This is a genomic window from Gilvimarinus sp. 2_MG-2023, assembly GCF_030547685.1.
Classification (GTDB): domain Bacteria; phylum Pseudomonadota; class Gammaproteobacteria; order Pseudomonadales; family Cellvibrionaceae; genus Gilvimarinus.
In genome coordinates, this window is the sequence record NZ_JAUOQM010000035.1 from 5,986 (window position 1) to 18,605 (window position 12,620).

12 protein-coding genes and 1 tRNA gene are annotated in these 12,620 nt (G+C 54.1%); 6 read left to right on the forward strand and 7 right to left on the reverse strand.

Annotation, left to right across the window (positions count from 1 at the left end; all coding sequences use genetic code 11):
- Window positions 1-18 precede the first annotated feature (18 nt).
- The 7 genes from pth to Q4526_RS07590 form a co-directional block, all read right to left on the reverse strand.
- Window positions 19-600: an aminoacyl-tRNA hydrolase gene (gene pth, locus Q4526_RS07560; protein ID WP_215976429.1), complete on the reverse strand. Its 582-nt coding sequence runs from the start codon at window positions 598-600 to the stop codon at window positions 19-21.
- A 32-nt stretch (window positions 601-632) separates the two neighbouring features.
- On the reverse strand, window positions 633-1,274 hold the full coding sequence (locus Q4526_RS07565) for a 50S ribosomal protein L25/general stress protein Ctc (protein ID WP_215976430.1): 642 nt from the start codon (window positions 1,272-1,274) through the stop codon (window positions 633-635).
- Between the two features lie 102 nt (window positions 1,275-1,376).
- A complete protein-coding gene (locus tag Q4526_RS07570; RefSeq protein WP_303604147.1) occupies window positions 1,377-2,306 on the reverse strand; it encodes a ribose-phosphate pyrophosphokinase in 930 nt (309 codons plus the stop codon).
- A gap of 229 nt (window positions 2,307-2,535) precedes the next feature.
- A tRNA-Gln gene (locus Q4526_RS07575) sits at window positions 2,536-2,610 on the reverse strand.
- Between the two features lie 7 nt (window positions 2,611-2,617).
- Window positions 2,618-3,478 carry a 4-(cytidine 5'-diphospho)-2-C-methyl-D-erythritol kinase gene (gene ispE / locus Q4526_RS07580; RefSeq protein WP_215976511.1) on the reverse strand — a complete coding sequence of 287 codons (861 nt, stop codon included), beginning with the start codon at window positions 3,476-3,478 and terminating at the stop codon, window positions 2,618-2,620.
- On the reverse strand, window positions 3,474-4,157 hold the full coding sequence (gene lolB, locus Q4526_RS07585) for a lipoprotein insertase outer membrane protein LolB (protein ID WP_215976432.1): 684 nt from the start codon (window positions 4,155-4,157) through the stop codon (window positions 3,474-3,476). Before lolB ends, ispE begins: the two co-directional genes overlap by 5 nt.
- A gap of 7 nt (window positions 4,158-4,164) precedes the next feature.
- On the reverse strand, window positions 4,165-5,916 hold the full coding sequence (locus tag Q4526_RS07590) for a tetratricopeptide repeat protein (RefSeq protein WP_215976433.1): 1,752 nt from the start codon (window positions 5,914-5,916) through the stop codon (window positions 4,165-4,167).
- A gap of 130 nt (window positions 5,917-6,046) precedes the next feature.
- Here Q4526_RS07590 and hemA point away from each other — a divergent pair, with 130 nt between their 5' ends.
- The 6 genes from hemA to Q4526_RS07620 all read left to right on the forward strand — a co-directional run bounded on the left by hemA (window position 6,047) and on the right by Q4526_RS07620 (window position 12,567).
- Complete coding sequence (gene hemA, locus Q4526_RS07595) at window positions 6,047-7,324, forward strand: glutamyl-tRNA reductase (protein WP_215976434.1); 1,278 nt, start codon at window positions 6,047-6,049, stop codon at window positions 7,322-7,324.
- Window positions 7,321-8,403, forward strand: a complete 1,083-nt coding sequence (gene prfA / locus Q4526_RS07600; protein WP_215976435.1) for a peptide chain release factor 1 — start codon at window positions 7,321-7,323, stop codon at window positions 8,401-8,403. The genes hemA and prfA overlap by 4 nt, the downstream gene beginning before the upstream one ends.
- 3 nt (window positions 8,404-8,406) lie before the next feature.
- The gene (gene prmC, locus Q4526_RS07605; RefSeq protein WP_215976436.1) at window positions 8,407-9,249 is read left to right on the forward strand and encodes a peptide chain release factor N(5)-glutamine methyltransferase; all 843 of its coding nucleotides are present in this window, start codon (window positions 8,407-8,409) and stop codon (window positions 9,247-9,249) included.
- Window positions 9,246-10,010: a molybdopterin-synthase adenylyltransferase MoeB gene (locus Q4526_RS07610; protein ID WP_215976437.1), complete on the forward strand. Its 765-nt coding sequence runs from the start codon at window positions 9,246-9,248 to the stop codon at window positions 10,008-10,010. The genes prmC and Q4526_RS07610 overlap by 4 nt, the downstream gene beginning before the upstream one ends.
- 94 nt (window positions 10,011-10,104) lie before the next feature.
- The gene (locus Q4526_RS07615; RefSeq protein ID WP_215976438.1) at window positions 10,105-11,433 is read left to right on the forward strand and encodes a YjgN family protein; all 1,329 of its coding nucleotides are present in this window, start codon (window positions 10,105-10,107) and stop codon (window positions 11,431-11,433) included.
- Window positions 11,434-11,445: 12 nt separating this feature from the next.
- Window positions 11,446-12,567 (forward strand): M48 family metallopeptidase, encoded by a 1,122-nt coding sequence (locus Q4526_RS07620; protein ID WP_215976439.1) that lies wholly within the window; start codon window positions 11,446-11,448, stop codon window positions 12,565-12,567.
- Window positions 12,568-12,620: the final 53 nt, after the last annotated feature.

Below are 12,620 nucleotides of genomic sequence, written 5' to 3' on the forward strand. Positions count from 1 at the left end.
AGCATTCAGCATTCAGCACTATTTCGTATGCAACTGATGCATCGCCTGATTCCATTCACCTTTTACCGCTAGGGGTAGAGTTTTGATGGCTTTGTCGATGCTGTCGTCGATCAGTTGTTGCTCGTCGCGTCCGGCGCGTTTGAGTACATGGCCCGTGACTTTTGAGGCGTGGCCGGGGTGGCCGATGCCAATGCGCAAGCGGGCAAAGTTTTTGTTGTTGCCAAGGCAGGCAATAGTGTCGCGCAGGCCGTTGTGGCCGCCGTGGCCGCCGCCGATTTTTAAGCGGGCGATACCGGGATCGAGGTCGAGCTCGTCGTGAGCGACTAAAATGGCTTCAGGGTCAATTTTATAAAACTGCGCTAGGGCACCAATGGCCTGGCCGCTGCGGTTCATAAAAGTGGTTGGTATTAGCAGGTGAACCTGGCGGTTGCCGAGCAAAATGCGTGCAGTATCGCCAAAGAACTTTTTTTCCGGAGAGAGGCTGGTGCCCGCCTGGCGAGCCAGTTCGGACACCAAGTCGGCGCCGGCGTTATGGCGGGTTCGGTCGTACTCGGCTCCGGGGTTGCCGAGGCCTACGATAAGTTGAACCGGTGTATCCATAACGCCGCGCCTACAGGGTCAGGGCCAGCAGCTTATTCGCTGTCGCCTTCGCCTTCTGCTTCGCTAGATTCAGCGTCGTCTTCGCTCATGCCTTTAGGCTTGTTCACGGTAACAACTGGCTGGTCGTGATCTGAACCGTGTGACAGTTCAACCGAGACAACACCTTTGGGCAGGTTCAGGTCAGAGATGTGAACAACCTGACCCAGCTCAACGTCGGTCAGGTCCACTTCAATGAACTCTGGCAGGTCAGCAGGTAGACAGCTAATTTCTAACTGAACCATATTGTGAACGATTTTACCGCCTTGCATCTTAACGCCTTTACACGCTTCTTCGTTTAAGAAGTGCAGAGGTACGCTGGTGTTCAGCTTTTTGGTTTTTGATACACGCATAAAATCAACGTGGAACAAAATTGGCTTGGCGGGGTGACGCTGCAAGTCTTTCAGGATAACGTCTTCGGCTTTATCATCAATTTCCAAAGAGATGATGTGCGAGTAAAACGCTTCGTTTTCCAGCTGCTTGAGCAGGTCTTTTTGGTTCAGGGTAATGCTAACAGGCTTTTTCTTACCACCGTAAACGATAGCAGGTACTTCGCCAGCCAGACGACGCAGGCGGCGGCTCGCACCTTTCCCTTTGTCTTCGCGGCTCTTTGCAATAATGACAAAATCTTCACTCATTGTGAATTTCCTCTGTGTAAACCATACAGGTCCGCGACCAGAACACTGCATGGGGTTGTTAACACTGCAACCCTATGTTGCAGCGGTAATCTGAGCCTCCGCTTAGCGGAACATCGCGCTCAGTGATTCCTCATTGCTTAGGCGGCGCACCGCTTCGGCTAACATTCTCGACAGGGTCAACACGCGCACGCGGCCGCAGTTTGACGCCTCTTGGCTCAGGGGGATGGAGTCGGTAATCACCAGCTCATCCAACACTGAGTTGTTTAAATTTTCAATTGCTTTGCCGGACAACACAGGGTGGGTGGCGTAGGCCACAACCTTTTTTGCACCTTGTTTTTTCAGTGCAGCGGCGGCATTACACAGTGTGCCTGCGGTATCGACCATGTCGTCCACCAGCAAGCAGGTACGCCCGTCAATCTCACCGATGATGTTCATCACCTCGGCGACGTTGGCCGAAGGGCGGCGCTTATCGATAATCGCTAAATCGGCGCCTAGTTGCTTGGCCACCGCACGGGCGCGAACAACGCCGCCGATGTCGGGTGATACCACCACCAAGTCTTCAAATTTTTGCGCTTCGATGTCTTCCAGTAACACCGGAGAGCCGTAGACGTTGTCTACCGGTACATCGAAGAAACCCTGAATTTGCTCTGCGTGCAAATCGACTGTCAGTAAGCGGTCGATGCCGGCGCCTACCATCATGTCGGCCACGACTTTGGCGGTAATGGGTACGCGGGCCGAGCGCACACGGCGATCTTGGCGGGCGTAACCGAAGTAGGGCACCACAGCGGTAATACGGCCGGCCGAGGCGCGTCGCAGCGCATCAACCATTACGATCAACTCAATCAAGTTGTCGTTGGTGGGGGCGCAAGTGGGTTGAACCACAAATACGTCGCGACCACGAACATTAACATTGAGCTCTACCGCGACCTCGCCGTCGCTGAACTGGGAGACGGAAACGTCGCCCAGCGTCATGCCCAGATGATCGACAACTTTTTGCGCGAGCGCTGGGTTGGCATTGCCGGTAAAGACCATTAAGTCCGTCACGTCAGGTACCCTTCTGTTTGTTAGTGTTCTTTTTTATCTGCAATAGGCAAATAAAACAACAGCACTGTGCCTGCGCACAGTGCTGCTATGATAACCCGGCGCTTAGGCCAGAGCGAAATCGTGGAGGGGAGTCCTCTGTTCGGAGGAGGGCCCTCAACGCGGAGGTTAATCCTTAAGCTCTAGCGGAGCAAGCTAATCGTCGGGGTACCGAGGAATATGGCTGGGGTGGAAGGATTCGAACCTTCGCATGACGGGATCAAAACCCGCTGCCTTACCGCTTGGCTACACCCCAGTAGTGCTTAATCAGGAATGAGTTCGTTCAGTGGTGAGTGCGAAATGCCTTGGGCGACAAATCCGGGCAAGGTGTCCGGTGCTTGTGCCAAGACCGCTCGGGCCTCTTTCTCACTGTCGAACGGAGCAAACACACAAGCTCCTGTTCCTGTCATTCTCGCATCTTCGTTGAATTTCTTCAACCAAATCAGTGCGTTATCCACGTTGGGATACAGCTTTCTGACGAGAGGTTCACAGTCGTTTCGTGTGGCCCTCTGCGAGAAGGCCGCTACTTTAATGGGGCGGGTGTCTCTTGTCAAATCTTTATGTGAAAAAATTGTGGCAGTGCTTACATGACAGTCAGGTTGGATAACGGTAAACCATTTTGGCGGCAAATCCACCGCCATCAGTTGCTCACCGATGCCTTCGGCCCAAGCGGTGCGGCCATTAATAAACACGGGTACGTCGGCACCAAGCTTGAGCCCCAGTTGCATTAAGACGTTTTTGCTCAGTCCCAAGCCCCATAAATGGTTGAGGCCAACTAAAGTGGTGGCAGCATCACTACTGCCGCCGCCAATACCACCGCCCATGGGCAGTACTTTGTTTAACTCGATATGAGCCCCTAAGTTTAACGGAGGGGAGGTTGAATTTTGCGCGGCTTCTTGCAGGGCGAGGGCGGCGCGCAAAATTAAATTGTCGCTGTCGGCCACGCCTTTGAGGTTGCTCTTTAGGTTTACCCTGTTCTGGTCGGTGCGGGTAAACGTTAAGGTGTCGCCGACATCCAATAACTGAAACAGCGTTTGCAGCTGGTGGTAGCCATCGGCTCGCTGTCCGGTTATATGTAAAAACACATTGAGTTTAGCCGGAGCCAGCAAAGTGAGGGAATCAATCAAGGCCGGGATTCCACTGGTGAATGGATAGCACTAGCCGAACATCCATTTGAGTGTCGGCCGAGTCGTTGCCGATGGGGGCTTGCTCGGTTTGAATCTTGTCCGCTCGCACATAGCCCGGCAGTACAAAGCCGTCGACCCATTGGTGGCGCTTGAAACTTAAACGCCAGCCCGACTGTTCAAAACTGCTCAATAAGCCTTCGGGGGTGTAGGTTAATTCTGTGCGGGGAGTGTCGGGCGCTGGAATACCTTTTACCCAATCACTGAGCAGAGATACCGGTAGTTGCCAGCCGGTGGCTTGATAAAGCAAAGACTCAACGTCGCGGGCTACCAACTCGGGCTCACCGGCTTGCTTTAGGCTGACTTGCTGGGCGTTGCCCTCAATAACGATTCGGCCGCGCCCCAGGGGGCCGGACAGCGAGAGATTGACATCGGTCTTCGATTGGCGCCAGCTGAGCCGCGCCGAGCCATTGTCGTCGGGTAGGCGGATACCAAGTTTGCCCTGCAGTTGCCAGTCGTGCAGTTGAGCGAGGCGCTGGCGCTGATGTTCGGCGTCGTCCACCTGCGGCTTGGGGGGCGTCGGGGCGCAGTGCGTTAAACACAATAAGAACGCGATGATCAGTGTCAGCCGCCCCAGCTTTGAGTTGGGGCTCACGCCACAAGCGGGAGTAAACTTCATGGACTATTTATTCCGCCGTCAGGGGGCTTAGCGCTTCAAGCGGCACTTGCAAGCGCTTGAGTGTGTCCAGAACATATGAGCTATCGGGGTTAAGGTTTAGCCCACGGCTCCAAACACTTTTGGCCTCTTCTTGTTGGTTATTGGCCCACAGTGCCTCACCTAAATGAGCCGCTATCTCTGGGTCGGGAAAGATATTCATCGCTTTGCGCAGGTAGCGAATGGCGATGTCGAGATTGCCTAAGCGAAAGTGTACCCAGCCTAGGCTGTCGATGGTGGCAGCGTCGTTGGGCTGCAGCACCAGCGCCTGTTTAATCAGCTCGTAAGCTTCGCTGTAGCGATCGGTGTTTTCGGTCAAGATATAACCCAAGGCATTGAGCGCCATGGCGTTGTTGGGGTCGTAATCAATGATGGTCCGTAGATCTTGCTCGGCCATGGGCATATTGCCCAGTTGCTGGTGCAACATAGAGCGAGAGTACAACAGCGAAGCGTTTTCCGGCTCGGCTGCCAGCGCGGTATTGAGTACCTCTAGCGCTTGCTCGGGCTGCTCGGCGCCCACTAGGCGCTGGCTATAAACCAGAGTGAGTTGGTCGCGCTCCTCGCCGGATAGGTAATTCAAGGTGCGCTCATAATAGTTGGAGGCGCTGGCGGCTTGCTCTTGAGTTAAGTAAATCGCAAAAATTTGGGCATTGGCCGCCAAGTATTCTTCACCCGGTGCAATCTTTTGGTAGTGCTTGAGCGCGTCTTCAGGCTTATCGCGTGATTCGGCCAGTTTGCCCAGAAAAAAGTGGGCGGCATCGGTGTTATGATTCAACTCAATCAGAGTGTGGTAGTTGTGCTCGGCGGTGAGTAGGTCGCCGCGTTGCTCGGCCACCAGTGCCAGCGCCCGTACCATATCGGCATCTCGCGGGTTGTCGTCCACCAAATGCTGAAATTCCCGCTGGGCCGCTTCGATATCGCTCATGGTCAGTAGGCGTGCGAACTGCAGGCGCAAACGGGTGCTGTCGGGCTCTTCTGTTAGTTTGTTTTCCACTAGGGTTAAGGCTTTGTCGGTTTGCTCTAGCTGGTGCAGTAATCCCGTGACCAGAACCAAGGCGTGGGTGTTGTCGGGCTCCAGCGTTAGGGCTTGTTGGGCTAGCTCCAGGGCTTGTTCGGGTTGGTCTTGCTGCTGCAATAACAGGCCGGTGCCAATCAGTAGGGCCGCGTTGTCGGGTTGTTGTGTCAGCAGGTTTTGATACTGCTCCAGCAATTGTTCGCGTTGGGTGTCGGTTACTTGCTGGGCGTTGGCGGCAATGCTCTGGTAGAGGCTGCCACTGTTGCGTGTTGTGCCAAGCTTGGTGCTGTTAAAGGCTTCCATCAACCGGTCGGCTTCAATCAGCGATATAATGGCCGAGGCCTGAGCGTCTTGGTTGTCGGGTGAGGAGCCGGCCCAAATCTGCGCGGTGCGCAAAGTGGCTTCTTTTTCCCCTAGGTAGCGAGCAATGCGGTAGGCGCGTTCGGCCACCTGCGGGTCGCCGGTTTGTTCGGCTTGCTGGGCGTAATTGGCCAGTGCCACATCGAGGCGGCCGCGGCTGCCGGCGATTTCGGCACTCAGCAGTGCGTAGAAGGTATCACTGGTGAAAGGGCGCGCGGGTAATTCAGGTGGAGCCACGGGCTCCACCTCGGCAACGACAGGCGTGGCCTGGGGCTCTATGGGCTGCTGGGCACAGCTAATTAAAGTGGCCGCGAATATAACAACGCCAGCCTGTAAAAGTGCTTTCATTTTGCCATCCTAAATCGGGTACCGAGCAAAGAACCTGTTATTGCCGGGCGGACACTGTAAAATGCCACTTGTCAGCGGCCTTGGCTAGCTGGACAATGGCGCCCCTATTTCGGTACAAGTACTTTCTTGCATGACATTATTGGCTTTTGGGATCAATCATACAACCGCTCCTCTCGCAATTCGAGAGCGGGTGGCGTTTGCCCCCAATGTCATGATCGATGCCCTGCGCGGCGCACAAGGCCAAACCGGTGCCCGTGAAGCGGCCATATTATCTACTTGTAATCGCACCGAAATCTATCTGGAGTCCGAGCAGCAAGCCGAAGCGATTCTGACCTGGCTGCAGGAACACTCAGCAGTCTGCCAAGATGAGTTAAACCGCTGCCACTATCTTTACCGGGGAGATGAAGCGCTGCGCCACATGATGAAAGTTGCCGGCGGGCTTGATTCGCTGGTGTTGGGTGAGCCGCAAATATTGGGGCAAATGAAATCCGCTTATGCCATGGCCCGAGAAGCCGGTACCGTCGGGGCATCTCTGCATGGGGCTTTTCAGCAGGTCTTTGCCGTGGCCAAGCAGGTGCGCAGCCAGACCGGCATTGGCGAGAACCCTGTCTCGGTGGCCTATACTGCGGTGACCTTAGCCCAGCAAATATTTTCCGATTTAAAGCAAGATACCGCGCTTTTGATCGGTGCCGGCGAAACCATAGAGCTAGTGGCCCAGCATCTCAGTGAACAGGGTATTGATCACCTGATTGTTGCTAACCGTACTCTGGATCGCGCACAAGCGTTGGCCGGTCGCTATGGTGGTGAGGCTATCTTGTTGTCGGAAATCCCTGAGTATTTACAGCGGGCCGATATAGTGATTTCTTCCACTGCCAGCCAATTACCGCTACTGGGCAAAGGCGCGGTAGAGTCGGCGCTGAAAGTGCGCAAGCACAAGCCCATGTTTATGCTGGATATTGCGGTACCGCGCGATATTGAGGCCGAGGTCGGCGATTTAGCCGATGTTTATTTGTACACGGTGGACGATTTACAGGTCGTAATTGATCAAAACCGCAAAAGCCGCGAAGAGGCGGCCGATCGAGCCCTCGGTATTATCGAAAACGGTGTGCAAAGTTATAAACGCGAGCAGCGCGCTCTCGATGCGGTGGATACCATACGTGCCTATCGCAATAAGGCAGAGCAATTGCGCGAACAAGAGTTGCAAAAAGCACTCAATCAGTTGCGTGCCGGAGCCGATCCCGACAAAGTGGCCAGCCAGTTGGCTCGCAACTTAACCAATAAATTATTACATGCACCGACCACCGCATTGCGCGAGGCCAGTGCAAAAGGCGAATACGACACTCTGCGTTTGGCGCACGATCTGTTTGCCATCACCCAAGATGATATTGAACGCAGCGAGAAAGAATGAAAGCTTCTATTGTAGAAAAACTCGACAAACTCAGTGAGCGCAACGAAGAAGTTAGCGCTCTGTTGTCCGACGGCGATGTGATAAGCAATCAAGACAAATTCCGCGAACTGTCGAAAGAGTACGCCGAACTGGAGCCTGTGATGGTTGCGTTCAATCGCTATCGCACGGTACTAGAAGATATAGAAGAAGCGCGCTCCATGCTCGATGAGGGCGACGCCGATCTGCGCGAAATGGCGCGCGAAGAAATAGACAGCGGCGAAGAAGAGAAAGCAACACTGGAAACCGAGCTGCAAAAGCTGTTACTACCCAAAGACCCCAACGACGATAAAAACGTCTTTTTGGAAATTAGGGCAGGTACCGGTGGCGATGAGGCGGCTATTTTCTCTGGCGATTTATTCCGCATGTACTCGCGTTACTGTGAACAGGTTGGCTGGAAAATTGAAGTGCTGAGTGAAAATGCCGGTGAACACGGTGGGTACAAAGAATTGATTACCCGTATTAGCGGCACCAACGTGTACTCACAGCTTAAATTTGAATCTGGTGCACACCGGGTGCAGCGCGTGCCCGAGACCGAATCCCAGGGGCGGATTCATACCTCCGCCTGCACCGTCGCGGTTATGCCAGAGGCCGACGAGCTGGAAGAGGTGAATATCAATAAAAACGATATTCGTGTCGATACCTTTCGCGCCTCGGGCGCCGGTGGTCAGCACGTCAACAAAACCGACTCGGCCATTCGCATTACCCATATTCCCAGTGGCGTGGTGGTGGAGTGTCAAGATGAGCGCTCGCAACACAAAAACCGCGCCCGCGCCATGTCTTTGCTAGCGGCCAAATTAAAAAGCTCACAGGAAGAGTCGGCCGCCGCCAGTATTGCCGAAGAGCGCCGCTCGCTGGTGGGCAGTGGCGATCGCTCCGAGCGTATTCGTACGTACAATTACCCGCAGGGCCGGGTGACCGATCACCGTATTAACTTAACCCTCTATAAGCTGGATGAGGTTATGCAAGGCGCACTGGGCGAAGTGGTCGGGCCGCTCACCCAAGAGTATCAAGCTGACCAGCTGGCAGCTCTGGCCGACTGATTCGTGCGCATTGATCAAGCACTGCAACAAGCCACACAAGCGCTTACCAACAGCGACAGTGCGCGGCTCGATGCCGAGGTTTTATTGAGTGCGGTGCTCGATAAAAGCCGCACCTATTTTTATACTTGGCCCGAGCGCACACTGAACGATTCGGAACAACAAACCTTTAACGCTTTAATTAAACGTCGCGCCCTAGGTGAGCCAGTGGCTTTTCTTACCGGCACGCAAGAATTTTGGTCGCTGCCGCTTAAAACCCATTCGCAAACGTTAATCCCTCGGCCCGAAACGGAACTGCTGGTAGAGCAGGCGCTGGCATTAGGCATTGATGATGCCGCGCAGGTTCTCGACCTCGGCACCGGTACCGGTGCCATTGCCTTAGCGCTGGCCTCCGAGCGACCCAGCTGGCAAATCAGCGCGGTGGATCGCATTGCCGACTCCGTTAATTTGGCGCGCGCCAATGCCCAGCATTTAAAACTGAACGTTACTATTTATCAGAGCAATTGGTTTGCCGCCGTGCCAAAACACGAACGTTTTGCGTTGATTGTCAGTAACCCGCCTTACATCGATGCGGAGGATGAGCATTTACAGCAGGGCGATGTACGCTTTGAGCCGGCCTCGGCACTAGTGGCTGATGAAGCGGGCTTGGCCGACATTCGTCGCATCAGCGAGCAGGCTCTGGACTATTTAACACCGGCAGGCTATTTATTATTTGAGCACGGCTGGCAGCAAGCCGCCCTTGTGCGCAACTTGATGAACGATCTGGGTTACCAGCATGTACACAGTGTGCGCGACTTGGCGGGCATTGAGCGGGTAACGATCGGACAGCGAGAGGCGGTAACACCGTGACAGAGTTAAACGATCAACAACTACTGCGCTACTCGCGGCAAATTATGCTGCCGCAAATGGATATTGCCGGCCAGCAGGCTTTGCTTGCCGCCACGGTGTTGGTTATGGGAGTGGGCGGCCTGGGTTCACCGGTGGCTTTGTATTTGGCCAGCGCCGGGGTAGGCCGTTTACTGTTGGTGGATGACGACAAAGTCGAGCTGTCTAACTTGCAACGTCAAATTGCCCATTCAACGGATGCCATTGATCAAACCAAGGTGGCATCGGCCGCTGAGAGTGTGCATAGGCTCAACCCCGATACGCAACTTGAGCTTATCGACCAGCGGCCCGATCGCGAACCATTAACAGCGTTGGTTGCGCGTGCGGATGTGGTGGTCGATTGCACCGATAACTTCACCACTCGCTTCTTGTTGAATGAATGCTGCGTTGCACAGGCAACGCCGCTGGTATCCGGGGCGGCCATTCGTTTAGAAGGGCAGGTCAGTGTGTTTGACTCTCGCCAAAGTGATGCCCCCTGTTACCGCTGTCTGTACCCACCGCAAGCCGATGAAAACCTGAGTTGCTCGGCCAGCGGTGTACTGGCCCCTCTGGTGGGGGTGATTGGTTCGGTGCAAGCGGTCGAGACCATCAAATTGCTTACCGGTATCGGGGAAACACTCGCCGGGCGAGTGCAGTTTTACGACGCATTAACCGGGCGCTGGCGCGAGATGCGTTTGCCGCGAGACCCCGAGTGCCCGGTTTGCTCTGAGCAATCGGGGCGATAGCGTCAGGTGCGGGCAGATTGAACACGAGTGAAAGCACGCTTGGCCGTTGGCTTTAAAAAAATATAAAAAGTTGAGAAAAGGAAAAGGAATATTTATGCCGCAGGAACCAACCTATAAAATCATACTGTTGGGCGCGAGTGCCGGTGTGGTGGATGTGCAAGCCCAAGCCGGCTTTGCCAAATTGTTTAATCTGTCGGTAGACAAGGTCGAAAAGATTTTTGCCCAAGGGCAGCGCACCTTGAAAACCGGATTGAGTGCAGAGCAAGCGCAAAAGTATATCGACCGACTAGCGGAGGTCGGGGTGGCTTGCGAGATGGTGCAAGAGGTAGCTGAATCCACAGCCACTGTCGATGAGCCTGCACCAGCATCCCCGCCAGAGCAAGGCGCGCACGAGCCCGTCGCCGCTGGCACTCTTCCGCCTACAGGGGTAGGGAAAAGCACCGATAGCTATGCCGCTGATGATAAGCGTGAAGTCCCTTTTGTGTTTACCGGCAATGGTTTTGAATATTTTAAGATTTGGATCGTTAATATTCTCTTGTCGATTGTTACCTTGGGTATTTATTCGGCCTGGGCCAAGGTGCGCAATAAACAGTATTTTTACGGCAACACTCACTTGGATGACGCCAGCTTTGAGTACACCGCGGACCCGGTTAAAATTCTAATCGGCCGGGTTATTGCCTTGGTATTTTTGGTTTTATATACATTGAGTGGGAAAATATCACTTATCATCGGCACGGTTATGGGGATTGCGTTAATCGTGGCGCTGCCATGGATAATCTGTCAGTCCATGCGCTTTAATGCACGCTATTCAAGCTACCGTAATGTGCGCTTTGCGTTTAACGGTCGATTGGGGGAGGCGGCCTTAGTGTTGCTGCTTTGGCCATTGTTAGGGGCGATTACTCTCGGCATTCTAATGCCCTACGCTATTTTCCAGCAGAAAAAGTTTATTTACGCTAACCATGGTTATGGCACCCAGAGCTTTGTCTTCAGCGCCACCGTGAGCCAGTACTATGTCGCGTTTTTGTTGACCCTTGCCATCTATGTGGGGGCAATCGCTTGCACCTTCATCCCTTATGTGGGCCCGCTGCTGGCCCTGGTGGGGTATCTATACGGCTTTGCCTACTTCACCACAGCGTTGGCTAACATTAATTACAATGCAATCACGCTCAAAAGTCATGCGCTTAAAGCCAATTGGAATGCGAAGGACTATTTGATTTTAATGGCCGTTAATACACTTTTAATTGTATTAACGTTAGGGCTGTTTATTCCTTGGGCCAAAGTGCGCACGGCGCACTTTAAGGCGCGCTACACCCAAGCGGTTCTGGCGGGCAATTTCGATACCCTGGTTGAGCAGGAAAAAGAGTCGGTTAACGCGCTGGCTGAATCTGTTGGTGACTTGTTCGATATTGATATCGGTTTTTAAGAGGAGCCAGACGTGGCGATTTGCGGCAGATGGTATAGCGGGTCAAGTGCACAGCCAACCGAGGCGCTGCTCGACGTGTCAGAGGACGGCCACCTGCAGATTCTCGCGCAAGCAAATGGGCGCGTGCTGGCCGAAGAACTGGCGGTCACGGTTGCCATTTCATCGCGTTTGGGCAATACCGCTCGCTTTGTAAAGTTTGACAGTGGCGCCGCCTTTGAAACTCGCGACAACGATCAAGTGGATCAGATGCAACGACAGTGGCAAGGTGCGCGTAAAGGCTTGCTGCATACACTGGAGTCGCACTTGGGCTTGGTGGCAGTAGCCACTGTTGTTGTCGCCGTACTGGTATGGGGCGGTGCCGTGTGGGGTGTACCCGCCGCCTCGAATGCTATTGCCCATCAGCTGCCGCAAAACTCGCTCGATACTGTCGCTCGGGAAACTCTCGCGATTTTGGATAAAACGTATTTTGCACCGAGTGAGCTGAGTGAAGCACGGCGCGCCGAATTGCAAGCGCATTTCGCCCCGGTGCTAGCCGAGTTCCCGGAGCTGCCCTTAAAGGTTACTTTCAGGCAGGGGGGCGACATTGGCGCCAATGCGTTTGCCTTGCCCGATGGCACTGTGATTTTTACCGACGAAATGGTCGATCTGGCGCAATCCGATCGTGAGCTGGTTGCCGTGCTCGCCCATGAAATTGGCCATGTGGCCTTGCGTCATAGTATGCGAGCGGCCATTTCTAATGCGACTCTCGGTTTTATTTATGTCACCGTGGTGGGCGATAGTGCCGCACTCAGTGATTTGCTGATTGGCCTACCGGTGGCGCTGACAACCTTCTCCTATTCGCGCGATCACGAGACCGAAGCCGACGCGTTTTCTGCCGCTTATCTCGACCGTGCCGGAATTGATCGGCAGCGGTTTATTGATTTGATGCAAAGGCTAGGCGAGAGTGCTGCATGCACACGGTTGATAGAACAGACTGAGACCTACGACCCGCAGCTGCTGAGCGACGAAGAGCGGTTGCAAGTGTGTGAAGAGCTGGCCGAACAACACTCAGACGAACATGAGAATAAGTGGTTAGGTTATCTCTCGACCCACCCTGAACTGGAAGAGCGCCTGGAGGCATTCCAGACTTTGTAAGCCCAACCTAAACATTAACCTTTGCGCTTGGCATTAGCGCAAAGGTTAATTGT

Coding starts and splice junctions, on each gene's coding strand:
- pth (WP_215976429.1), bottom strand. CDS start 600: ATGGATACACCGGTTCAACTTATCGTAGGCCTCGGCAACCCCGGAGCC.
- Q4526_RS07565 (WP_215976430.1), bottom strand. CDS start 1,274: ATGAGTGAAGATTTTGTCATTATTGCAAAGAGCCGCGAAGACAAAGGG.
- Q4526_RS07570 (WP_303604147.1), bottom strand. CDS start 2,306: ATGGTCTTTACCGGCAATGCCAACCCAGCGCTCGCGCAAAAAGTTGTC.
- lolB (WP_215976432.1), bottom strand. CDS start 4,157: ATGAAGTTTACTCCCGCTTGTGGCGTGAGCCCCAACTCAAAGCTGGGG.
- Q4526_RS07590 (WP_215976433.1), bottom strand. CDS start 5,916: ATGAAAGCACTTTTACAGGCTGGCGTTGTTATATTCGCGGCCACTTTA.
- hemA (WP_215976434.1), top strand. CDS start 6,047: ATGACATTATTGGCTTTTGGGATCAATCATACAACCGCTCCTCTCGCA.
- prfA (WP_215976435.1), top strand. CDS start 7,321: ATGAAAGCTTCTATTGTAGAAAAACTCGACAAACTCAGTGAGCGCAAC.
- Q4526_RS07615 (WP_215976438.1), top strand. CDS start 10,105: ATGCCGCAGGAACCAACCTATAAAATCATACTGTTGGGCGCGAGTGCC.